Raw genomic sequence first — 22,604 nt, forward strand, 5'->3', positions numbered from 1 at the left:
TCACGAACCGCTCGCCGCGTTCGAGGAAGACCCCGAGACCGTGATCATCCCCTCTGCAGCTCCGCGCGCGCGTCGGCGTCTCTCCGTCCGCGTTGTCGCGGCGCTCGTCGTCGCCGCCCTCGCCGTGGTGCTCGGCGTCCTCGGCAGCCCGGGTCCGGCCGTGGCGGACACGGCGGACGACCCGGCCACGGGCGGCACGGTGACCCTGGGCCTCGAACTCGGCGGACATGGGGCGATCACCGCGGGAGCGCCGCTGTCGGGCACCGTCACGATCGAGAACGGCACCGCTCAGGAGCTCTCGGCCGCACGCGTCTCCCTCGAGCTCGGAACGACGCCGCTCGCGGATTCCGCGGCCGTCACGTCCTGGCTGAACTCCGGCGTCTCCTCGGGGGCGCCGACCACACTGTTCTCCGCTCCGACGGCCCCGGTCGCCTCGCAGGCCTCCCTCGAGACCCCCGTCGCCGCCACCTCGGACCTCGTACAGCGACTCGCCCCCGGGGTCTATCCGGTCAGCTCCGAGCTCTCCGGCGCGACGACGACCAACGGCACCGGATGGGCGCTCACCGTGCGGTCGGTGCTCACCGTGCGTGCCGGCGCCGCGCCGCAGATCTCCGTCGTCGTCCCGATCACTGCCACACCGGCGTCCGGCGGCCTGCTCAGCGTCGACGAGCTGACGGCGCTCACGGCGGCGGACGGCGCCCTCGCGGCGCAACTGGACGGTGTGACGGGCACGGCGGCCGTGCTCGCGGTGGACCCCGCGATCCCCGCCGCGATCCGCGCTCTCGGCGACAGCGCTCCCGCCACGGCGATCGCCTGGCTGGAGAAGCTCGAGAGGCTTCCGAACGAGACCTTCGCGCTCCAGTTCGGCGATGCGGATGCCGCGACGCAGGCGCACGCCGGCCTGCCGGCGCTGCTGGGACCGACGACTCTCGACACCTTCATGGACGTCGCCGACTTCCCCGTGGCCGAGGATCCGACACCGACGCCCACCCCGTCGCCCACCCCGGGAACCGAGGTGCAGCTTCCCGAGCTCGCCGACCTCACGGCGATGCGCGGCGAGCTCGACGGGATCCTGTGGCCCCGCGGCGACGTCACGACGGCCGATCTCGCGACCTTCGATGCGTACCTCGGCACCGCCGCGACGACGATCCTGCCGTCGACCTCGGTCGCCGACCCGGGTGCCGGAGCGCACGCGCGCGTCGGGGACGCCGCCGTGCTCGTGACGCATGCCGAGGTGTCCGCCGCGATGTCCGCGGCAGCGGCGGAACCCGACGCGGACGTCCGGGAGGAACTCCTGGCGGAGGCGAACGCGGCGCTGTCCTTCGCGGGCGCACCGGCCTCCGGCATCCTGATCGGCCTGGACCGCGACGAGACGCGCTCCGCCGAGGCGCTGCGCGCCGTCATCGAGACCAGCAGTGCCGTGCCGCTGCACGCGCTGCAGGCGACACCCCCCGCCGAGACCTCCCTGCAGGCGGAACCCGACGCGGATCGGGCCTCGAAGCTCACGACGCTGCTGGCGGACGAGGACGCCCTCGAGGCGTTCGCGACGATTCTCGCCGATCCCCAGGTGCTGCTCGCACCGGAGCGCATCCGGATCCTGCGGCTCATCGGCGTCGGACTGAGCGACGCCGCCTTCGACGCCGAGTACGCCGACCACCGGGCGGCCACGGTGGGCACGCTGGACTCGGTCGCGGTGCAGGAGCCGGCCCCCATCCAGCTGGTCAGCGCCAATGTGTCGCTGCCCGTGTGGATCCGCAACGACCTGCCCTGGCCCGTGCAGCTCGAGCTCGAGGTGCGGCCCTCTGATTCGCGCATCGCGATCGAACCGTACACGCAGGTCGAAGCCCTCGCCCAGAACAGCACCCGGGTGCTCGTGCCGGTGGAGTCCCGCGTCGCGAGCGGCGAGCTGCAGGTGCGCTTCTCGTTGACCAGTCCCACCGGTGTCCCGATCGGGGAGCCGCAGACCGCCGACGTCACGGTGCGCGCCGAGTGGGAGAACATCGGACTCGGCATCCTCGCGACCGTCATCGTCCTGCTTCTCGTCTTCGGGGTGGTGCGCACGGTGCGCCGGAGGCGCCGCACGCGGGCGGAGGAGAGCGCGGCAACGGAGTCCGCTCCCGAGCCCTCGGATGCGCGCGATGCCGCCTCGGCATCCGACGAAGGAGATCGATGACCAGCCTCGGCCGGGCCAGCGCGCTGCTGGGCGCGGGAACCCTCGTCTCCCGTCTGACGGGACTCCTGCGGACCATCGTCCTCGTGGGAGTGATCGGCTCCGTCGGGTCGCAGGCCGCCGACGCGTTCGCGATCGCCAACCAGCTGCCCAACAGCGTGTTCAACCTCATCTCCGTCGGGGTGCTGACCGCGGTGATCGTGCCGCAGATCGTCAAGGCCAGCGCGGACGCGGACGGCGGCAACGCCTTCATCTCCAAGCTCTTCACGCTCGGCACCGTGGTGCTCGTCGTCGCGACCGCCGCGGCGACGGTGGCAGCGCCCTGGCTGGTGACCCTGCAGCTGAAGGCCGACAACGTCGAGCAGCTCGCCCTGGCCACCGCCTTCGCGTACTGGTGCCTGCCGCAGATCCTGTTCTACGGGCTGTACGCGCTCGTGGGCGAGACGCTGAACGCGAAGCGGATCTTCGGCCCGTTCACGTGGGCGCCGATCGCGAACAACATCATCTCGATCATCGGTTTCCTCCTGATCGGAGCGATCTTCGGCGGCGATCTCGTCGACGTCGCCGCCTGGACTCCCGACATGGTCGCCTGGCTGGGCGGGACGGCCACCGTCGGGATCGCCGTGCAGGCCGGCATCCTGCTGCTGTTCTGGCGGCGGACCGGGCTCGCTCTGAAGGTGGACTTCCGCTGGCGCGGCGTTGGTCTCGGCAACGTGGGACGGGTCGCCGGGTGGACGCTGCTCATGGCGCTGTCGAGCATGGCGGCCGGGTTCTATCAGAACTGGGTGGCCAACGAGGCATCCGGCGAGGGCGCGGCCGTCACGGTGATGAACAACGCCTGGCTCATCTTCATGCTGCCGTACTCGATCATCGTGCACTCGATCGGCACCCCCTACTTCACGCAGCTGTCCGAGCACGCGGCGGCCGGACGGGACGACGACGTCCGGGCGGACGTCTCGCGCAGCATCCGGACCCTCGGGTTCTTCCTCGTGGGCGCACTGGCGGCCGTCGTGGCGGCCGCCGTGCCGGCGTCGCGCGTGTTCACGAACTCGTCCTCGGATGCCGTCGACGCCGCGGTCGTGCTGATCTGCTACCTCGTCGGTCTGCTGCCGTTGGCCGTGCTGTTCATCGTGCAGCGCACGTTCTACGCGTACGGCGACACCCGGACCCCGTTCTTCTTCACGCTGTTCCAGTGCGTCCTCGTGGCGCTGACGGCGACGATCGCCTGGTGGCTGTCGGCGAGCGACGTCCTCCCGATCACGCTGCTCGCGGCGGCGGTCGCGCTCGGCCAGTCGGTGGCCGGCACGGTGCAGACGGTCGTCGCGACGATCCTGCTGCGGCGCCGCCTCGGCTCGCTCGAGACCGGACGGTGGATGCTGTCGATCGGTCGGTTCGTGCTCGCAGGCGTTCCCGCCGCAGCCGCCGGGTGGGGCGTCTTCGTGCTGCTGGGCGGCGTCGGCGGATGGACGACGGCGGACAAGATCCTGGGCGTGCTCGGGGCGGGGATCATCGCCGCGGTCAGCGTCGCGGTCTACGTCGTGTTTCTGTGGGTCCTGCGCGCGCCGGAGCTGCAGGTCGCGAGGTCTCTGGTGAAGCGGATCCTGCCCGGGCGGTGAGCCGCGGCTTCCGGCCAGGGGGAATGTCCCGCCGTTACCATGGGTTGAAGCAGTGGAACGAGGAGAGCACATGCGTCAGGTCATCATCATCGGGTCCGGCCCGGCAGGTTTCACGGCCGCCATCTACGCGGCTCGCGCCAATCTCGAGCCCCTGCTCATCGCCAGCTCGGTCGAGGTCGGCGGAGAGCTGATGAACACCACCGAGGTGGAGAACTTCCCGGGCTTCCCGGAGGGCATCCAGGGCCCGGACCTCATGGCGAAGCTGCAGCAGCAGGCCGAGCGCTTCGGCACGGAGGTCGTCTACGACGACGTCACCTCGCTGGAGTTCGACGGTCCGGTCAAGAAGGTGACGCTCGGTTCGGGCACCGAGCACGAGACGAGGGCTCTGATCTACGCGACCGGCTCCGCGTACCGCAAGCTCGGCATCGAGGGCGAGGAGCGCCTGTCCGGCTACGGCGTCTCCTGGTGCGCCACGTGCGACGGCTTCTTCTTCCGCGAGAAGACGATCGCGGTCGTCGGCGGCGGCGACTCCGCGATGGAGGAGGCGACCTTCCTCACGCGCTTCGCGGACAAGGTCTACGTGATCCACCGCAAGGACACGCTGCGCGCCTCGAAGATCATGCAGGAGCGCGCGTTCGCGAACGAGAAGATCGAGTTCGTCTGGAACAGCGAGGTGACCGAGATCCTCGGCGGCGATTCTGTCTCGGGCGTGCAGCTGCGTTCCACGGTGGACGGGTCGATGCGCGACCTGGCGCTCGACGGCCTGTTCATCGCGATCGGCAACGACCCGCGCACGCATCTCGTGCACGGCAAGCTGGACCTCACCGACGAAGGCACGATCTGGGTCGACGGCCGTTCGTCCGTGACGTCGAAGCCCGGGGTCTTTGCCGCGGGTGATGTCATCGACCCGCACTACCGCCAGGCGGTCACCGCCGCGGGCTCCGGTACCGTCGCGGCTCTGGACGCCGAGCACTTCCTCGCGGATCTCGAGGATGCCTCGGTCGAGGTGCCGGCTGCGGAGGCCGCCGAGATCATCGTCGGCTGACCCGGGAACACTTTCCCTCTGCCTGCTGTTGGTGCAGGTGAGACCTCGAATCAAGGAGAAGGCTGATGACTGCTAAGGCGACGAGCCAGGCGACGTGGGATCAGGATGTGCTGCAGGCCGAGGGCACCGTTCTGGTGGACTTCTGGGCGGAGTGGTGCGGTCCGTGCCGCATGGTCGCACCGGTGCTCGACCAGATCCAGTCCGAGCATCCCGAGAAGATCACGATCCTCAAGCTCAACGTGGACGAGAACCCCGAGCTGGCGATGAAGTACCAGATCACCTCGATCCCGGCGATGAAGGTGTTCTCCGCCGGCGAGGAGCGCAAGACGATCATCGGCGCCAAGCCGAAGTTCGCCCTCGAGCAGGACCTCGCCGAGTTCATCGGCTGATCGTCCCCGAAGACCCTGAAGGCCCGCCCTCCCCCGGAGGCGCGGGCCTTCGTCATTTGTCGAAGACCGGCGCTCTTCGCGCTCATTCGCAAAACATGCCGCTTCCGGCATGAACCCCGGCCTGCACCTTCCCCTCTCCCTTTCTCCTCCCCCTCTCCGATGGATCGCCAACGATCCGTTCCTCTCCCAGAGAGGGCGCAGGGATGCTCCCCGGAGAGAGCATCGGGAGGGCCCCAGCGAAGCTGGGAGGGACCCTCCGCGAACGAGGGGAGCATCCCGGAGCCCGGCGTGTGTCCCGCGATGGCGAAGCCGAGTCCCGTGTCTCTCTCCCCCGCGATGGCGAAGCCGAGCTCCCCGCTCATTCATTCAGCGATCGCGAAACGCCCCCTACGAGGCGTCGGCGATCGACGCATCCCACCGCCGGTACTTCGGCCCATCGCCCAGGAGCTTCCACACCGCCGGCGTCAGCTGCGGATACTCCAGCGCGATCTGCCGCAGCACACGGTAATGCCGGGCCGCGTTCGGCCGCACGCCGTCGTTCGCCGCGATGTTGTCGGCGCGCAGCAGATACACGACGAGTTCATCGACGCTGGGGAGGTCCTCCATGAAGTCCCACGGATCCTCACCGCCGAGCAGCCGTTCCTGAATGAGCACGGCCAGTTCGTCGGCGGCTTCTGCGCGCAGGACTTCGAGGCTGGCTCGGCGGGGAATGGCTTCGGTCACTGAACAAGCCTACGCGCGCTTGGGATGTCCTCGGCGCGTGATCTCCACGACATCCGTCATGGTCTCCAGCTCCCGGCCCTTCGTCTCGGGAACCTGGAAGTACACGAAGAAGAACGACAGGGCCGCGAAGAACGCGTAGAAGCCGTAGGCGAAAGTCAGCCCGATCTCGGCGAAGGCGGGGAAGGTCGTCGAGATGAAGAAGTTCGCGATCCACTGGGCGGCGGCGGCGACCGCGAGGGCGCCGGCGCGGATCGAGTTCGGGAACATCTCCCCCAGGAGCACCCACACGAGCGGTCCCCATGTCGCACCGAAGAACACCACGAATCCGTTGGCGCAGACGAGCGCGATCAGCGACCAGGGTTGCGGCAGGACGACACTGCCGTTCTCGAGGGTCCCGAACGAGAAAGCGACGGCCATGAGGCCGAGCGTGATGGTCATGCCGATCGAGCCGATCAGGAGCATGGGGCGACGGCCGACCTTGTCGACGAGCAGGATCGCGACGATCGTCACGACGATGTTCGTGATCGACGTGATCACCGAGGTGAGCAGGGCGTTGGATTCATCGAATCCCACGGACAGCCACAGCGTCGTCGAATAGTAGAAGATCACGTTGATGCCGACGAACTGCTGGAAGACGCTCAGCAGGATGCCCACCCACACGATCGGCTTCAGACCGAGCCGGTTGCCGCGGAGGTCTCGGAGGGACTCGTGCTTCTCGGTGTTGATCGTCGCCTTGATCTCCTGGATCTTGAGATTCACGTCGGTCTCACCGGTGAAGTCGTACAGGACCTGCGAGGCCTTGTCGAGTTGTCCTCGGGCGACGAGGAAGCGCGGGGACTCGGGAAGACGCAGCGCCATCACGCCGTAGACGATCGCCGGCACGGCCTCCGCCATGAACATCCATCTCCAGGCATCCAGCCCCCACCAGAGCACGGAGGATGCGCCGCCCGCGACATTGGCGAGGATCGCGTTGGAGACCAGCGCGGCGAAGATGCCGAGCACGATCGCGAGCTGCTGGAGGGATCCGAGCCTGCCGCGGATGCGGGCCGGCGAGACCTCGGCGATGTAGGCGGGCGCGATGACGGATGCCGCCCCGACGCCGAGTCCGCCGATGACGCGCCACACGATCAGGTCGATGACCCCGAACGCGAGTCCCGAGCCGATCGAGGAGGCCAGGAACATGATCGCCGCGATCACCATGACCGGGATACGGCCCCACTTGTTCGCCAGCGACCCGGCGAACCACGCGCCGACCGCACATCCGAGGAGCGCCGATGAGACGGCGAATCCCTGGAGCGCGGGCCCCAGGTCGAACGCTCCGGCCAGGGCGTCGACGGCGCCGTTGATCACCGCCGTGTCGAACCCGAAGAGGAAGCCGCCCAGGGCCGCCGCGATGCTGATTCCGATGACCCGTCCGCTGATGCGACCGGTCGCTCTCTGCTCCGACATGTCGATCCCCCGTTCCCGGCCGAGTCTATTGCGCCGCGGGCCGATCGGTGCGGGTTGGCGCGGATCCGTCAGGAACCGTAGCCGTCCTCCCCCAGTTCGGCCAGGATGCGGTTGAGATCCTGAATCGAAGCGAAATCAATGACGACCTGGCCTTTTCGCGATCCGAGGTTCACCTTGACGCGCGTGTTCAGGCGGTCGCCGAGCTTGCTGCCGACCTCGTCGAGATAGGCGCGTCGGGCACCGGGCTGCGGCTTCGGAGCCTTCGTCCCGGCATCCCGAGGGGTCGCCTTGGCGGCCTCCTCCGCGGCACGGACAGACAGGTCCTCGTTGATGATCTTGTCGGCGAGGCGCTGCATGGCCTCGGGGGAATCGAGGCTGAGGATCGCCCGCGCGTGACCGGCCGAGAGCACGCCGGCGGCCACGCGCTGCTGCACCGGAACGGGCAGCTTCAGCAGACGGATGGTGTTGCTGATCCGCGGTCGCGACCGTCCGATCCGACCGGCGAGCTCCTCCTGCGTGATGCCGAAGTCCTCCAGGAGCTGCTGGTAGGCGGATGCCTCTTCCAGGGGATTCAGCTCCGACCGGTGCAGGTTCTCGAGCAGGGCGTCGCGGAGCAGATCCTCGTCGGTGGTGTCTCGGACGATCGCGGGGATCGTCTCGAGCCCGGCCTCGCGGGCGGCTCGTGTGCGCCGCTCGCCCATGATGAGCTCGTACGCGCCGTCCGCGTTCGTGCGGACCACGACCGGCTGCAGCACGCCGAACTCCCGCACGCTGTGGACGAGCTCGGCGAGATGTTCGGGGTCGAAGTGGCTGCGCGGCTGCCGCGGGTTCGGGACGATCTGGTGAGGGTCCACCTGGATCAGACGCACGCCGGGGATTGCGGCGAGCTCGGGGGTCTCCTCCGTCTCGACCGGGGCCGCGGGTGTGATCTTCGCGCCGGGGAAGAAGACGTCGACGGGCCGCTCGGTCTGCTCCGTCGTGGGGATCAGAGCGCCGATCCCCCGTCCGAGTCCGGTTCGCTTCGCCATCAGTTCTCCTTGCTCTGTGTGCTGCTGGTGCGCGCTGCGGTGCGCTGCGCGATCTCGACGGCCGCCTCGCGGTACGCGATGGCGCCGGCCGAGGTCCCGTCATAGCCGATCACCGTCTGCCCGAAGCTCGGCGCCTCGGAGACCCGGACCGACCGGGGGATGACGGTGTGGAGCACCTGCTCCGGGAAGTGCCCACGGACCTCGTCCGCGACCTGCTGCGCGAGACGCGTACGACCGTCGTACATCGTGAGCAGGATCGTGGACAGATGCAGCTTCGGGTTCAGATGCTTCTGGATCATCTGGATGCTGCCGAGGAGCTGGCTGAGTCCCTCCAGGGCGTAGTACTCGCACTGGATCGGGATGAACACCTCGGAGGCCGCGGTGAACGCGTTGATCGTCAGCAGTCCGAGGGACGGCGGGCAGTCGATGATCACGAAGTCGAGCGGGTTCTCGGCGATGTACGCCTCGAGTGCACGTCCGAGCCGATGCTCGCGGGCGACCTGCGCCACGAGCTCGATCTCGGCGCCGGCGAGGTGGATCGTGCTGGGCGCGCAGAACAGGTTCTCGGATTCCGGGCTCGGCTGCACGATCTCGGCGAGCGGGACGTCGTTGATCAGCACGTCGTAGATGCTCGTGACCTCAGCGCTGTGCGGGATGCCGAGCGCCGTCGATGCGTTGCCCTGCGGGTCCAGATCGATCACGAGCACGCGGGCGCCCAGGTTCGCCAGGGCGGACGCGATGTTCACCGCCGTGGTCGTCTTGCCGACTCCGCCCTTCTGATTCGAGATCGTCAGGACGCGGGTCTGGGAGCCGTCGAAGTCGAGGGAGATGTCCTCCAGGGCCCGCCGGCGCGCGCTCAGATCGGCGATTTCGCGGGCGAGTGGGGTGTCCATCCCGAAGCCATCGTTCGGTGCCTGTTCGGGTTGTTTCACGTGAAACATCCACTCCTTTCGGGGCCGCGTTCCACTCTAATCGAGGCGAGGGACGTTGATGTTCAGCCTGACGGGGCCGTTCCGGGATGGTGCCGGGCTCCGGGGTGTCGTCGTGTTCGCGGAGGGTCCCTCCCAGCTTCGCTGGGGCCCTCCCGATGCTCTCACGACGACACCCCTGCGCCCTTTCAGGACGAAGCCGGGGGCCGCGGCGGGACAGCGAAGAGGGGAGGGAGAGGGGAGGCAGCGTCGGCTTCGCCGACGACTGCGCGCGGGGTGTTTCACGTGAAACGGTAGGTAGGGGTGGATCGGCGCGCGCGTCGGCGGAGTGGATCCTCAGAGCAGAACCCAAGGGCGGGTTCGGTACGAGCACCATGCGCTCCCCCGGCGGGCGAATCGCGCAAGTCGGGGGTGGAGGCGTGGGTTCGACGGTGTGATTCACGTGAAACGGGGGAGATGACCTCCGGGGCACAGCCACGGCAACAGGACGACTCGCCCCGCGAGATTGATCACGCCGCAGCGGGAGCGGGACAACACTAACCAGATCGACCCGCTGGCGCCTTGGGGTGAGGTGGGCGGGACTCTGCGGCGGGTGACCACGTTGTCTCGGATGGCCGGCGGGCAACATTGGGAACGAGCTAAATCCCCCGCACTGACCTGCCGTTCCACTCACGCGAACCGAGGACGTACCGTTGAGTGCACCAAAGGGAGAGGCCGTGCAGCGGTGTCGATTCGGCCAGGCGGGCCTTCTCTTCTCGGCGGTACTGCAACAGCCGAAACGAACCGGCCTCAGGCACAGATCCCACGACGTTTCACGTGGAACGGCTCTCAAGGTCGAGCTGCTGACGAATGAGTCTCACGAGCTCCCCGTCCTCACCCCTAGACGATGACCACCGTCGCAACCGAGAATGCAGCCAGACCCATTGCTCACGCCCAAGGACGATCGACAACTGGCGAGCAGGTGGAGGCCAACCGTGCACGCCGCGCGCTCTCCCGCATGCTCTGTGGAAGCGCGCCATCCCGCATCACGTACACATGCCCCGTTCATCAAAGTGATGACGTCTCCGTCGACAGCATCGACGGCCATGCTGTTGTCGACGGCACCGTCCGCCCGCCACCACAGTTCCACCGGCACGCGAACTCTCCGGTAGTCCACTGTCGCCCCTGCTCTCGGTCATCCTGACCCTGAGGTCAGCAATCCGTTTCACGTGAAACACTCTCGCACCACCATCGCACGACATGCCCACACCGATCGTCCGTGCGATGCGGCATCGCGCGACGAATCGAGCGCCGACTGGGACCACCCGTCCCGCGCCCCAGACTCGTAGTCCGCGATGCCGTGGCCCGAAGCCGGGTGATCCTGTTCCGCGTGAAACATCCACCCCGCCATCACGCGATCGCTCGCCCGTCACCGCCAGATCGCCGCGTGATCATGACCGCCCACCGCAGGTCCACCCCACGCCCATCCATATTCAACGACGTCGTCGGCATCGCTCCGGCCGTTTCACGTGAAACATCCGCCGAAGCCTCCCCCGCTCATGCCGCAGCCGTCGGCGAAGCCGACGCTGCCCCTCCCCTCCCGCCCCAACGCCACGCGCGCGTGTACAGGCGCGTGTCCATCCCGGAAGAGGGCGGAGGAATGCTCCGAGAGTGAGCATCGGGAGGGCCCCAGCGAAGCTGGGAGGGACCCTCCGCGAACGAACGGAGCATCCCTCCGCCCGCCACCAACCGCTCATCAGCCCCTCAGCCGCATCAACCGACGACCGAAGACACCCGAACTACCCCCGAACGACAGCCCGAACGACGCGCGTCGTCTCCGACAGCACGCCCTCCCCCAGCACCTCGACGCGCACGTCCGAGAGCAGGTACTTCTTGACGGGCTTCTGAGCGGCCTCGATCTCGTTGGTGGCGTTGGCACCCTTGAGCAGCACGAGCTCTCCGCCATCGCGCGCAAGCGGTGCGGTCAGGGGGATCAACGTACGCAGCGCACTGACCGCGCGAGCTGTGACGACGTCGAACTCACGCTGCCGCCGTGCTTCCTCGGCGCGTGCGCGCACCACCTCGACGTTCGTCAGCGCCAGGGAAGCCACCTGCTCGTCGAGCCAGGCAACGCGTCGCTCCATCGGCTCGATGAGCGTGAAGCGGACGTCCGGCCGTGCGATCGCGAGCACGATGCCCGGCAGGCCGGCGCCGGAACCGATGTCTGCGACCGAACCATGCATGAGGGGAGCGGCGATCGCCGAGTTCAGGATGTGGCGTGTCCAGATCCGCGGGAGCTCCAGCGGGCCGATGAGTCCGCGCTCCTCGCCCTGCTCGACCAGCGCAGCCGTGAAGGCTCGTGCGACCTCGATTCCTTCGCCGACGAGGTCCGCGGCGACAGCCGGCTCGATCTCGACGTCACTCATCGACGGCTCCCCGATGTTTCACGTGAAACATCAGTGCCGGCGAATGACGGTGTGGCGGTCCGCGCCTTCACCGTACGACTCCGAGGTGAGTCCGCGATCCGCGACGATGTCATGGACGAGCTTGCGCTCGTAACTGGACATCGAGGGCAGAGATGCCTGCGATGCACCTTCGTCGAGCTTCACGACGGCGGCATCGACCAGCTTCTCGAGCTGACGACGACGGGCGTCGCGCGAGCCTCCGATGTCCAGGATGAGCCGGGAGAATGCACCGGTCTTGCTCTGGACCGCCAGACGTGTGAGCTCCTGCAGAGCCTGGACCGTGTCCGGCGCGGAGAGCAGTTCGATGCCCTCACCCTCCGCCTCCACCGAGACGTAGGCGCGTCCCTGTCGGACATCCAGCGTGAGGTCGCCGTCGATGTCCGCGATGTCGAGCAGCTCCTCCAGGAAGTCGGCTGCGACATCGCCCTCCGCCTCGAGGTCGGCGACGCTCGGGGCCGTGCGCTCGGTGACGTTCTCGACGCTCATCAGTTGTTGCCCTTCTTCTTGGCGCGCTTCTTGCCGACCGGCTGCTGCCGCTTGGGTGCTTCCGCCTTGGCCTTCTCGGCTTCCTCGAGCATCCGCTTCTGCTCCGCCTCGTAGGCGGCCATCGGGACGACCTTGCCCTCGGAGTTGATGGCCTTGCCCTTGCGCGCCAGGCGCTCCTCGCGGGCCTTGGCCGCCTCAGAACCCGGGGTCGGCATCTCGCGGATCACGAGGAACTGCTGTCCCATGGTCCACAGGTTCGAGACGAACCAATACACGACGACACCGAGCGGGAAGAAGACGCCGGAGAAGATGAAGCCCAGCGGCAGGATGTAGAGCATGATCTTCTGCATCTGATACGCCTGGCCGGTCTTGGCCTCGGGCGACAGGTTCTTCGAGATGATCTGCAGCTGCGTGAAGAACTGGGAGGCGATCATCAGCACGACGAGGATCACCAGCAGGACGATCGCCGTGACGTTCTGGGTCTCGATCGCGTTGCCCAGCGTGCCGTGCAGCGACACCGACCCGAAGATCGTGGCGTCGTAGAACTCCTTCGTGAGCTCCGGACTCAGGAGCCCGACGCCGCCCTGACCCGCGACGGCGTGCTTCGTCACATCGTTGAGCACGCTGAACAGGGCGAAGAAGATCGGCATCTGCACCAGCAGCGGAAGACAGCTCGACATCGGCGTCGTGCCGTGCTTCTTGTACAGCGCCATGGTCTCGCGGCTCATCGCCTCGCGAGAGAGCTGATCCTTCTTGCCCTTGTACTTCTCCTGAACTTTCCGCAGATCAGGAGCGATTTCCATCATCTTCCGCTGACTCTTGATCTGTCGGACGAACAGCGGGAACACCGCGGCACGCACGACGATCACCAGACCGACGATCGACAGGATCCAGGTGAGGCCGGCGGCGGCCGGAAGGCCGACGGCGGTGAAGAGCCAGTGCCAGAAGACGAGCACGGCCTCGACCGCCCACTTCAGGGGCCACAGGATCGTGCCGAGCAGATCGAATCCGGTGTTCGCGGGAGCGTCCGTCGGTGTCGCGGAGGCGAGCAGAAGGTCAAGACCCACTGTTCAGTCCTTTCGAAGAGGAACGACGAAACCGCTTGCGGTCAGGTCGTAGCGGAAATGCTTGTGCGGGCGGACGTCGTCGACGCCGCCCCGAGTCCAGGGATTGCAGCGGAGGATGCGCCATGCCGAGAGCATCGCTCCCTTCACCGCACCGTGCTGCTGCACCGCACCTACAGCGTAGGCGGAACAGGAGGGGTAGTACGCGCACACATCCCCGTACAGCGGGGAGATGACCTTGCGATATCCGGCGAGGAAACCGAGCACGAGGTTACGGGGGATCAGCGGGATGCTCCGCACGATGTCCTCGGCGTGCAGATGCCCGTGCCCGGTGGCGTACGACGGCAGCGCGCTCACGCCGTCACCGGTGGGGAGAGTCGACGGACGCAGCGCTCGACATCGGCGCGCAGCTCCGAGAACGAGGCGGTCGCGGATGCAGGAAGGGCACGGATGACGACATCCGTGCCCTGAGGGATCTCGCTGAGCAACTGCGCGCACACGGCTTTCAGCCGACGTCGCACGGTGTTGCGGATCACAGCGTTACCCACCTGCTTGCTGATGATGAACCCGAACCGGGCCGCTCGCTCCGCATCGCCGGTCGTCAACAGAGACGTGACGACGCGCGCGCCACCGCACCGGGAACCGCGTCGGACCACCATCCGGTAGTCATCGCCGCGGGTCAGACGGTGCGGGCGGGCGAGCACGGCGGGTTACGCCGAGAGCTCGGTGCGGCCCTTCGCACGGCGGGCCGACAGGATGCTGCGGCCGGCGCGCGTGCGCATGCGGGCGCGGAAGCCGTGCTTCTTGGCGCGGCGACGGTTGTTGGGCTGGAAGGTGCGCTTGCTCATGGATCACTCCGGGAAGTCAGTCACCGGATACGGATCGACCGGAGACATGGGGAACTGCCCAAATGGGCATAAGTCAACCGATTTAGGGTACGTCAGTCAGACACGCAGGGCAAATCCCCGCGTGCCGGCTCCCACCGTGGCACCCGATCCGCACAGCCATTATCCACAAGGCCGTGCACCCGGGCTCGTCCAACACGCCCGCCGGATTTCCGCGGCAGGTTGCCCTTCTCAGCCGCGATGACTACCGTGGCATCCGAAGTTATCCACAGGGGGGCCGGCCGCTCGGCGACTCTCCGACCGTCCCCCGCACGGAGCGCCATGTCCTCGCCTGTCCATCCCGACGTCCCGGTCTGGAACGAGGTGCTCGAGGTCCTGGCGGACGATGATCGTGTCACGCCGCAGTTGCACGGCTTCCTCTCCCTGGCCGTGCCGGCCGGCGTCATGGGGACCACGCTCTATCTGGACGTGCCCAACGATCTCACCGCGGCGCAGATCAACAAGCGGCTCCGCATCCCCCTCATGGAGGGTCTCGCGCAGGCGGGGGGAGAGGTCACCTCGTTCCGGGTCGTGGTGAACCATGAGCTCGCCGATCAGCCGACCGCACCCATCGCCGTGCCGGACTTCGCCCGCATCGAGACACCGCGCGTCGAATCGCCCATCGAGCAGCCGACCGCGATCCGCCACGAGTCGCGACTCAACCCGAAGTACACCTTCGACAACTTCGTCATCGGACAGTCCAACCGTTTCGCCCATGCCGCCGCGGTCGCCGTGGCCGAGGCACCGGCGAAGGCCTACAACCCGCTGTTCATCTACGGCGACTCCGGTCTCGGGAAGACCCACCTGCTGCACGCGATCGGGGATTATGCGCAGTCCCTCTACTCCGGAGTCAAGGTCCGGTACGTCTCGAGCGAAGAGTTCACGAACGACTTCATCAACTCGATCGCCAACAACCGCGGATCCGCGTTCCAGGCCCGCTACCGTGATGTCGACATCCTCCTCATCGACGACATCCAGTTCCTGCAGGGCCGTGCGGAGACGCAGGAGGCCTTCTTCCACACCTTCAACACGCTGCACGATCACAACAAGCAGGTCGTCATCACCAGCGATGTGGCGCCCAAGCACCTGACCGGCTTCGAGGATCGGATGCGCAGTCGCTTCGAGTGGGGACTCATCACCGATGTGCAGGCGCCCGACCTGGAGACCCGCATCGCGATCCTCCGCAAGAAGGCGCAGAGCGAGGCACTGCACATTCCGGACGAGGTACTGGAGTACATCGCGACGGTCGTGTCGTCGAACATCCGTGAGCTCGAGGGCGCTCTCATCCGCGTGTCGGCGTTCGCGAGCCTGAACCGCTCGTCTCTCGACATCGCTCTGGCCCAGACCGTGCTGCGCGACATCGTCGACACCGCCGAGGACAACATCATCTCGCCGACGGACATCATCACCGCGACGGCGCAGTACTTCAAGCTCACGGTCGACGACCTCTACGGCTCGAGCCGCTCGCAGCAGATCGCGACGGCCCGACAGATCGCGATGTACCTGTGCCGCGAGCGCACGAACCTCTCCCTGCCCAAGATCGGCCAGCTCTTCGGCAACCGCGATCACACCACCGTGATGTACGCGTACAAGAAGATCAGCGAGCTCATGAAGGAGCGCCGCTCCATCTACAACCAGGTCACCGAGATCACCACTCAACTCGGCCGCCGCTGACCTTCCCTTCCCTTCCTTCCCTCACCTTCAGCCGTCGGGCGAAGCCCGACGCTGCCCCCGCTGACCTTCGTCGCGCAGTCGTCGGCGAAGCCGACCCTGCCCACCGCGCGCCTTCCCCGTTCCTGGCGCAGTCGTCGGCGAAGCCGACGCTGCCGCCCTTCCCTCCCCCTTCTCAGTAGTCGGATGATGCGATCTCATCCGAAGGAGGGCGGAGGGATGCTCGGGTCGAGAGCATCGGGAGGGCCCCGGCGAAGCCGGGAGGGACCCTCCGCGAACGACCCGAGCATCCCGCAGCCCGCCACCACGCCCCGCGATGTCGCAGACGAGCCCCTCGCCCCTCGGCCCCCGTTGTCCCCCGAACGACCGACTTGACGCCCACGCGCCCCATCCGATACGCCCCTTTGCACATGTGGATAACTTGTGGATGGATCCCGAAGTTAACGGGACGAATCGATGCCGGAACCGGCATCCTGTGGATAACTAGGCCAGCATGAACAGCGGCCGATCTCCTCGAAACCCGCGGTTTCCTCAGCGATTCCACATCTCACAGCCGTGTAGTTTCCTACTCTCGACTGATATCCACCGACTTATCCACAGTATCCACAACTGTTAACACCGTTAACGAGTTAACCCGGATGAAGGGCGATTCGATCACCTCGGAGGTGTGGAAACCGGGCGTATGGCGCGGTCACGCTGTAGGGATACGATGGGAAGCCCTGACGCGGGCCCGCCCGCTCAGGTCTTGTAATCACGACGAGGGAGCGCCCGTGAGGTTCCAGGTCAACCGCGATGTCTTCAGCGAAGCAGTGTCCTTCGTCGTCAAGCTGCTGCCTCAGCGGAACCCTCAGCCGATCCTGGCGGGTGTCCTGATCGAGGCCGGAGACGCAGGGCTCACGCTGTCGGCGTTCGACTACGAGGCATCCGCGCGGACGACCATCGAGGCCACAGTCGAGACGGCCGGAACGATCCTCGTCCACGGTCGACTGCTCTCCGACATCGCCAGCCGACTGCCGAACGCTCCGATCGAGATCGCCGTCGAGGACGACGGGGGCATCGCCGTCACGTGCGGTTCGGCACGGTTCACGCTCGCCGCGATGCCGGTTGAGGAATACCCTTCGATTCCCGAGGTGTCCGGGTCCAGCGGTGTCGTCCCCGCGGAGGACTTCGGCACGGCGATCGCGCAGGTCGGTTTCGCCGCCTCGCGAGACGATGTCACTCCCGTCCTGACCGGAGTGCAGCTGGAGGTCTCCGGCACCACGCTGAGCCTCGTCGCCACCGACCGGTACCGCGTGTCGCTGCGGGACGTGCCGTGGGACGGCACGTCGTCGGATCAGACCGCGCTGGTGCCGGCTCGCACACTGCAGGAGGTCGGCAAGACCTTCGCTCACGCGGGCAACATCGAGATCGCGTTCTCGGGCGAGGGGGATCGGGAGATCATCGCCTTCACCGCCGGCAACAAGACGGTGACCTCTCTGCTGATCAAGGGCAACTTTCCGCCCGTGCGCCGTCTCTTCCCCGAGCAGACCGACCACTACGCCGTGGTCAACACGGCCGATCTCATCGAGGCCGTGCGCCGTGTTTCGCTCGTGCTGGACCGGGCGGCTCCGCTGCGCTTCACGTTCTCGACGGACAGCGTCACGATGGATGCCTCGGGCAGTGAGCAGGCTCGCGCATCCGAGTCCGTCGACGCGCACCTCTCCGGCGGTGACGAGGTGACGCTCGGGCTGAACCCGCAGTACCTCGTCGAGGCGCTCGGCGCGGTCAAGAGCGAGTTCGTGCGGGTCACGTTCACCTCGAGCGACAATGCCAACAAGCTCAGCCCGATCCTCGTGACGAGCCAGACCTCGGTCGATCAGGCCGGCAACGACTCGTACAAGTACCTGCTTCAGCCGAACCTCCTGCTGCGCTGAGTGCGTCTCGAGCCGATCACCCCGCAGCTCGCCGCAGGCATCATCGCTCGCGACGAGCAGCCCGGCGACCGCTGGCATGCCGAGTATCCGTTCGCGGATGAGCTCGTCCCGCTGCGGATGCTGGCCGCGGCGACCGACCCGCATCCCGTGTTCACGCTGTACGCGATCCGGGATGAGGACGGCGTCGCCGTCGGCGGCCTGGGCTTCTTCGGCCCACCGGAGGACGGCACCGTCGAGATCGGGTACGGACTGGTCCCCTCGGCGCGCGGTCGCGGCCTGGCGTCGGATGCTGTGGCGCATGCCGTCCGGATCGCCGCCGCCCATGGCGCCGATCGCGTGATCGCGGACACCGACCTCGCCAATCTCCCGTCGCAGCGCGTCCTCCTCAGAGCCGGGTTCACCGAATCCCGCCGAGACGGTGAGAAGGCGTTCTTCGAACGCACCCTCCCCCACCCCTCGGCCTGAGCGGCGCGAACCTCCACACAGGCGGCTGCGTGGAGAGCGCGTTTCGACGCGGTCGGCTCCGCCTCCCTCGCTCAACGAGCGAGAGGAATGGAGGGCGGACATGGCGCAGCCGTCGGCGAAGCCGACGCTGCCTCCCCATCCCATCCCCTCCCTTTCCCAGAACGGGAGTCGGCCTCCCTCCAAGAGAGGGCGCAGGGATTCTCCGTGAGCGAGCATCGGGAGGGGCCCAGCGAAGCTGGGAGGGACCCTCCGCGAGCGAACGGAGGAATCCCGGAGCCCGGCACTTCTCTCCGCGATGCCGCAGGCGAGCCCCCCATGCTCCTCCGCGCAGACCGCGTTTCGACTCGGTCGGCTGCGCCTCCCTCGCTCAACGAGCGGAGAGCGTGTCAGCCACCGCCGGTAGGCTGACTCCCGTGATTGTGGAGCACCTGAACCTGGTCGACTTCCGCAATTACGCGACCGCCGACCTCACTCTCCACCGCGGCCCGAACGTGCTCGTCGGCCGTAACGGCCAGGGCAAGACCAACCTCGCCGAGGCCATCGTGTTCCTCGCGACGCTCGGTTCGCATCGGGTGTCCTCCGACGCGCCGATGGTCCGCGACGGGGAGGAGTTCGCGATCATCCGCGCGCGCCTCTCGGTCGGTGAGCGCCGAGTCCTGGTCGAGGTGCAGCTCAACCGTCAGGGATCCAACAAGGCGCGGATCAACGGTTCGTCGGTGAAGACGAGCGAGCTCCCGCGCTACGCCCACGTCGTGCTGTTCGCGCCGGAGGACCTCCAGATCGTCCGGGGCGATCCGTCCTCGCGGAGACGGTTCGCCGATCAGCTGCTCATCCAGCGGACACCGCGGATGGCGGGGGTGCTCGGCGACTACGATCGCGTGCTCAAGCAGCGGACGGCGCTGCTCAAGTCCGCGCGGGCTCGTGGCATCCGGGGCGAGGCGCTCGCCACGCTCGAGGTCTGGGACGACAAGCTGATCGCGCTGGGCAGCGAGATCATCGTCGCGCGTCAGCGCCTGGCGGCCGACCTGCAGTCACCGCTGGCCGACGCGTATGCGGCGATCGCCGGCGCGGATCACCGGCCGGAGCTGGAATGGGCGCTGTCCGTGCGCGGCGGAGATCCCGAAGAGGGCGAGGCGGCGGAGTCCGCTGCGGTGGAGCGAGCCGACATCGCCGAGACGTTCCGTGCCGCGCTGCTGGCCAAGCGCACCCAGGAGCTCGACCGCGGTCTGACGCTCGTCGGCCCGCATCGCGATGACCTCATTCTGCGGGTGCGGTCCTTGCCGGTGAAGGGGTACGCGTCCCACGGCGAGTCCTGGTCGGTCGCGCTGGCGCTGCGACTGGCGTCGGCGGAGCTGCTGCGGGCCGAGTCTCCGGCGGGGGATCCGGTGCTCATCCTCGACGACGTGTTCGCGGAGCTCGATGCGGATCGCCGGCGCCGACTGGCCGCGTTGACCAGCGGGTACGAGCAGGTGGTGGTGACCGCTGCTGTCGAGGAGGATATTCCCGAGGTGCTGCATCGTCACGTCGTGCGAATCGCGGCGGGCACGATCAGCGACGACCGGGACGACGAAGGAGACGAGGAGGGCGACGAATGACCGAGCACATCACGCACACGGCATCCGAGATCCCCGAGACCGTCGCGACCTATCTGCGCCTGCGCGGCCTCAAGCCCAGCTCGAAGAACTGGAAGCGCAAGCGCCGCATCGCGGACGACGACGAGAACGCCCCGTTCACCCCCGGCCGCGACCCTGGGTCCCTCGGTGCCGTCCTGGACGTCCTCACCAAAGAGGCCGGCTGGGAGTCAACGATGGCCCGAGAGGACCTCGTCCGCCAGTGGGCGGACCTCGCCGGCGCCGACACCGCGAAGCACTCCGATCCGGTCTCGCTCGAGAACGGGATGCTCACGATCAAGTGCGATTCCACCGCGTGGGCGAAGAACCTCCAGTACATGCGGGGAACGATCCTCACCGAGATCGGCAAGCGTTATCCGGCGGCGGGTGTGGAAAACCTCCGCTTCATCGGCCCGGACGTCCCCTCCTGGAAATGGGGACCGAGAGCCGTCCCAGGACGGGGCCCGCGCGATACCTACGGGTAGGACACCATGGGAGGCATCCCGATCGATTTGAGGGGCACACACGGCCTTTCAGCGCCATGAACCGGTCTCGGTACAGGTAGACTGGAGACCACAAGATCGATGTGGAGAATGCCCTCTGATGACGCCTGAATCCCCCGCTGACGAGACGGAATCGACCACCGGGGGCACCCCCGACGCGCAGGCGAGCTCCTCCGCCAAGGTCGAAGCCGAGTACGGCGCCGACTCCATCCAGATCCTCGAAGGACTCGAGGCGGTGCGCAAGCGACCCGGTATGTATATCGGATCCACCGGTCCTCGAGGCCTGCACCACCTGGTCCAGGAGATCGTCGACAACTCGGTCGACGAGGCCATGGCGGGTCATGCGGACACCATCGTGGTCACGCTGCTCGCCGACGGCGGCGTCCGTGTCGTCGACAACGGCCGCGGCATCCCGGTCGATCCGCACTCCTCCGACCCGACCAAGTCCACGGTCGAGGTCGTGCTGACGATCCTGCACGCCGGAGGGAAGTTCGGCGGCGGCGCCTATGCCGTCTCCGGTGGTCTGCACGGCGTCGGCTCCTCCGTCGTCAACGCGCTCTCCACGCGCTTCGAGGTCGAGGTCAAGCAGAAGGGCTTCGTCTGGCGGCACAGCTTCGCCGACGGCGGTGTGCCCCAGCAGCAGCTCGAGAAAGGCGAGGCGACCACCGAGACCGGAACGAGCATCACGTTCTGGCCGGACGCCGAGATCTTCACCGAGGGCATCGAGTTCGAGTACGAGACGCTGCGCACCCGTTTCCAGCAGATGGCGTTCCTGAACAAGGGACTGCGCATCGAGCTGAGCGACGAGCGCGAGGGCGCGACCTACGAGACCGAGGTGGACGGTCAGACCGTCACCAAGCAGCGCGCGGACGTGTTCCACTACGAGCGCGGGCTCGTCGACTACGTCGAGTACCTGAACAAGGTGCGTCATGCCGAGGTCGTCAACGACGAGATCATCGATTTCGCCGCCGAGGACACCGTGCGCAAGATCTCCGTCGAGATCGCGATGCAGTGGACGACGTCCTACACCGAGAGCGTGTTCACGTACGCGAACGTCATCAACACGCACGAGGGCGGCACGCACGAAGAGGGCTTCCGCGCGGCGCTGACCACGCTGGTGAACAAGTACGCGCGTGCGAACAACATCCTCAAGGAGAAGGACGACAACCTCTCCGGCGACGACGTCCGCGAAGGGCTGACGGCCGTGATCTCGGTGAAGCTCTCCGAGCCGCAGTTCGAGGGTCAGACCAAGACGAAGCTCGGCAACACCGAGGCCAAGGCCTTCGTGCAGAAGGTCGTCGGCGATCAGCTCGGCGATTGGTTCGACCGCAATCCTGCGCAGGCGAAGAACATCGTCCGCAAGGCGATCGATGCCGCGACCGCTCGTCTCGCCGCCCGCAAGGCCCGCGAGACCGCCCGCCGCAAGAGCGTCTTCGAGTCGGCCGCGATGCCCGACAAGCTCAAGGACTGCACGAGCAAGGACCCTTCGATCAGCGAGATCTTCCTCGTGGAGGGGGACTCCGCAGGCGGTTCGGCGGTGCAGGGTCGCGACCCGCATACCCAGGCGATCCTGGCGCTGCGCGGCAAGATCCTCAACGTCGAGCGCGCGCGACTCGACAAGGCACTGGGCAACAAGGAAGTCCAGGCGATGATCCAGGCCTTCGGCACGGGCATCGGCGAGGAGTTCGACATCGAGAAGGCCCGCTATCACAAGATCGTGCTGATGGCGGATGCCGACGTCGACGGCCAGCACATCACAACCCTCCTGCTGACGCTGCTGTTCCGCTACATGCGCGGACTCATCGAGGCCGGTTTCGTCTACCTCGCGATGCCGCCGCTGTACCGCCTGAAGTGGTCGAACTCGGCGCACGAGTACGTGTACTCGGATGCCGAGCGCGACGCCCTGCTGAAGGACGGCCTGGCGAACGGCAAGCGGATGCCGAAGGACGCCGGGGTGCAGCGTTACAAGGGTCTCGGCGAGATGAACGCCAAGGAACTGTGGGAGACCACCATGGATCACACCACCCGGACGCTCCGCCAGGTGACGATCGACGACGCCGCCGCGGCGGACGAGATCTTCAGCGTGCTGATGGGCGAGGACGTCGAGTCCCGCCGCAGCTTCATCCAGCGCAACGCCAAGGACGTCCGCTTCCTCGACATCTGACCTTTCACCAGGACATCCCGAAGCCCGACGCCGGCTTCCGCATTCACCTCC

The 22,604-nt window shown here is 67.4% G+C and carries 20 protein-coding genes; 10 read left to right on the forward strand and 10 right to left on the reverse strand.

Annotated elements, in window-relative coordinates:
* The first annotated feature begins 40 nt into the window (after positions 1 to 40).
* From AC3RXZ_RS11360 to trxA, 4 genes are all read left to right on the forward strand, one after another.
* On the forward strand, positions 41 to 2,173 hold the full coding sequence (locus AC3RXZ_RS11360) for a DUF6049 family protein (RefSeq protein WP_491494084.1): 2,133 nt from the start codon (positions 41 to 43) through the stop codon (positions 2,171 to 2,173).
* A complete protein-coding gene (gene murJ / locus AC3RXZ_RS11365; protein ID WP_243228443.1) occupies positions 2,170 to 3,786 on the forward strand; it encodes a murein biosynthesis integral membrane protein MurJ in 1,617 nt (538 codons plus the stop codon). Before AC3RXZ_RS11360 ends, murJ begins: the two co-directional genes overlap by 4 nt.
* 70 nt (positions 3,787 to 3,856) lie before the next feature.
* A complete protein-coding gene (gene trxB, locus AC3RXZ_RS11370; protein ID WP_491494085.1) occupies positions 3,857 to 4,831 on the forward strand; it encodes a thioredoxin-disulfide reductase in 975 nt (324 codons plus the stop codon).
* Positions 4,832 to 4,896: 65 nt separating this feature from the next.
* On the forward strand, positions 4,897 to 5,220 hold the full coding sequence (trxA, locus tag AC3RXZ_RS11375; RefSeq protein ID WP_243228441.1) for a thioredoxin: 324 nt from the start codon (positions 4,897 to 4,899) through the stop codon (positions 5,218 to 5,220).
* Between the two features lie 387 nt (positions 5,221 to 5,607).
* Here trxA and AC3RXZ_RS11380 read toward each other — a convergent pair whose 3' ends face one another.
* From AC3RXZ_RS11380 to rpmH, 10 genes are all read right to left on the reverse strand, one after another.
* On the reverse strand, positions 5,608 to 5,943 hold the full coding sequence (locus AC3RXZ_RS11380) for a tryptophan synthase subunit alpha (protein ID WP_243228440.1): 336 nt from the start codon (positions 5,941 to 5,943) through the stop codon (positions 5,608 to 5,610).
* Positions 5,944 to 5,952: 9 nt separating this feature from the next.
* Complete coding sequence (locus AC3RXZ_RS11385) at positions 5,953 to 7,392, reverse strand: sugar porter family MFS transporter (protein ID WP_491494086.1); 1,440 nt, start codon at positions 7,390 to 7,392, stop codon at positions 5,953 to 5,955.
* Positions 7,393 to 7,460: 68 nt separating this feature from the next.
* Positions 7,461 to 8,420: a ParB/RepB/Spo0J family partition protein gene (locus AC3RXZ_RS11390; RefSeq protein WP_243228438.1), complete on the reverse strand. Its 960-nt coding sequence runs from the start codon at positions 8,418 to 8,420 to the stop codon at positions 7,461 to 7,463.
* Complete coding sequence (locus AC3RXZ_RS11395) at positions 8,420 to 9,313, reverse strand: ParA family protein (protein ID WP_491494087.1); 894 nt, start codon at positions 9,311 to 9,313, stop codon at positions 8,420 to 8,422. The genes AC3RXZ_RS11390 and AC3RXZ_RS11395 overlap by 1 nt, the downstream gene beginning before the upstream one ends.
* 1,814 nt (positions 9,314 to 11,127) lie before the next feature.
* Positions 11,128 to 11,754, reverse strand: coding sequence for a 16S rRNA (guanine(527)-N(7))-methyltransferase RsmG (gene rsmG, locus AC3RXZ_RS11400; protein WP_491494088.1), 627 nt, complete (start codon positions 11,752 to 11,754; stop codon positions 11,128 to 11,130).
* Between the two features lie 30 nt (positions 11,755 to 11,784).
* Positions 11,785 to 12,279 carry a Jag family protein gene (locus tag AC3RXZ_RS11405; RefSeq protein WP_243228435.1) on the reverse strand — a complete coding sequence of 165 codons (495 nt, stop codon included), beginning with the start codon at positions 12,277 to 12,279 and terminating at the stop codon, positions 11,785 to 11,787.
* Positions 12,279 to 13,346, reverse strand: a complete 1,068-nt coding sequence (gene yidC / locus AC3RXZ_RS11410) for a membrane protein insertase YidC (RefSeq protein ID WP_243228434.1) — start codon at positions 13,344 to 13,346, stop codon at positions 12,279 to 12,281. Before yidC ends, AC3RXZ_RS11405 begins: the two co-directional genes overlap by 1 nt.
* 3 nt (positions 13,347 to 13,349) lie before the next feature.
* A complete protein-coding gene (yidD, locus tag AC3RXZ_RS11415) occupies positions 13,350 to 13,700 on the reverse strand; it encodes a membrane protein insertion efficiency factor YidD (protein WP_243228433.1) in 351 nt (116 codons plus the stop codon).
* Positions 13,697 to 14,002: a ribonuclease P protein component gene (rnpA, locus tag AC3RXZ_RS11420; RefSeq protein WP_249223810.1), complete on the reverse strand. Its 306-nt coding sequence runs from the start codon at positions 14,000 to 14,002 to the stop codon at positions 13,697 to 13,699. Before rnpA ends, yidD begins: the two co-directional genes overlap by 4 nt.
* Positions 14,003 to 14,053: 51 nt before the next feature.
* Positions 14,054 to 14,191 (reverse strand): 50S ribosomal protein L34, encoded by a 138-nt coding sequence (gene rpmH / locus AC3RXZ_RS11425; protein ID WP_005054680.1) that lies wholly within the window; start codon positions 14,189 to 14,191, stop codon positions 14,054 to 14,056.
* A gap of 318 nt (positions 14,192 to 14,509) precedes the next feature.
* Here rpmH and dnaA point away from each other — a divergent pair, with 318 nt between their 5' ends.
* From dnaA to gyrB, 6 genes are all read left to right on the forward strand, one after another.
* On the forward strand, positions 14,510 to 15,901 hold the full coding sequence (gene dnaA, locus AC3RXZ_RS11430; RefSeq protein ID WP_243228431.1) for a chromosomal replication initiator protein DnaA: 1,392 nt from the start codon (positions 14,510 to 14,512) through the stop codon (positions 15,899 to 15,901).
* A gap of 767 nt (positions 15,902 to 16,668) precedes the next feature.
* Positions 16,669 to 17,811, forward strand: coding sequence for a DNA polymerase III subunit beta (dnaN, locus tag AC3RXZ_RS11435; RefSeq protein WP_243228430.1), 1,143 nt, complete (start codon positions 16,669 to 16,671; stop codon positions 17,809 to 17,811).
* Complete coding sequence (locus AC3RXZ_RS11440) at positions 17,812 to 18,276, forward strand: GNAT family N-acetyltransferase (RefSeq protein WP_491494089.1); 465 nt, start codon at positions 17,812 to 17,814, stop codon at positions 18,274 to 18,276. It abuts the gene before it with no gap.
* A gap of 413 nt (positions 18,277 to 18,689) precedes the next feature.
* Positions 18,690 to 19,871 (forward strand): DNA replication/repair protein RecF, encoded by a 1,182-nt coding sequence (recF, locus tag AC3RXZ_RS11445; RefSeq protein WP_491494090.1) that lies wholly within the window; start codon positions 18,690 to 18,692, stop codon positions 19,869 to 19,871.
* Positions 19,868 to 20,371 (forward strand): DciA family protein, encoded by a 504-nt coding sequence (locus AC3RXZ_RS11450; protein WP_243228427.1) that lies wholly within the window; start codon positions 19,868 to 19,870, stop codon positions 20,369 to 20,371. The genes recF and AC3RXZ_RS11450 overlap by 4 nt, the downstream gene beginning before the upstream one ends.
* Before the next feature lie 118 nt (positions 20,372 to 20,489).
* A complete protein-coding gene (gyrB, locus tag AC3RXZ_RS11455) occupies positions 20,490 to 22,553 on the forward strand; it encodes a DNA topoisomerase (ATP-hydrolyzing) subunit B (protein WP_243228426.1) in 2,064 nt (687 codons plus the stop codon).
* The last annotated feature ends 51 nt before the right edge of the window (positions 22,554 to 22,604 follow it).

This window comes from Microbacterium cucumeris (assembly GCF_058349845.2).

What these genes read in the sequence shown, in the direction of transcription:
- murJ (WP_243228443.1), top strand. Translation starts at nt 2,170, where the DNA reads ATGACCAGCCTCGGCCGGGCCAGCGCGCTGCTGGGCGCGGGAACCCTC.
- trxB (WP_491494085.1), top strand. Translation starts at nt 3,857, where the DNA reads ATGCGTCAGGTCATCATCATCGGGTCCGGCCCGGCAGGTTTCACGGCC.
- trxA (WP_243228441.1), top strand. Translation starts at nt 4,897, where the DNA reads ATGACTGCTAAGGCGACGAGCCAGGCGACGTGGGATCAGGATGTGCTG.
- AC3RXZ_RS11385 (WP_491494086.1), bottom strand. Translation starts at nt 7,392, where the DNA reads ATGTCGGAGCAGAGAGCGACCGGTCGCATCAGCGGACGGGTCATCGGA.
- AC3RXZ_RS11390 (WP_243228438.1), bottom strand. Translation starts at nt 8,420, where the DNA reads ATGGCGAAGCGAACCGGACTCGGACGGGGGATCGGCGCTCTGATCCCC.
- AC3RXZ_RS11395 (WP_491494087.1), bottom strand. Translation starts at nt 9,313, where the DNA reads ATGGACACCCCACTCGCCCGCGAAATCGCCGATCTGAGCGCGCGCCGG.
- rsmG (WP_491494088.1), bottom strand. Translation starts at nt 11,754, where the DNA reads ATGAGTGACGTCGAGATCGAGCCGGCTGTCGCCGCGGACCTCGTCGGC.
- AC3RXZ_RS11405 (WP_243228435.1), bottom strand. Translation starts at nt 12,279, where the DNA reads ATGAGCGTCGAGAACGTCACCGAGCGCACGGCCCCGAGCGTCGCCGAC.
- rnpA (WP_249223810.1), bottom strand. Translation starts at nt 14,002, where the DNA reads ATGGTGGTCCGACGCGGTTCCCGGTGCGGTGGCGCGCGCGTCGTCACG.
- rpmH (WP_005054680.1), bottom strand. Translation starts at nt 14,191, where the DNA reads ATGAGCAAGCGCACCTTCCAGCCCAACAACCGTCGCCGCGCCAAGAAG.
- dnaA (WP_243228431.1), top strand. Translation starts at nt 14,510, where the DNA reads ATGTCCTCGCCTGTCCATCCCGACGTCCCGGTCTGGAACGAGGTGCTC.
- AC3RXZ_RS11450 (WP_243228427.1), top strand. Translation starts at nt 19,868, where the DNA reads ATGACCGAGCACATCACGCACACGGCATCCGAGATCCCCGAGACCGTC.
- gyrB (WP_243228426.1), top strand. Translation starts at nt 20,490, where the DNA reads ATGACGCCTGAATCCCCCGCTGACGAGACGGAATCGACCACCGGGGGC.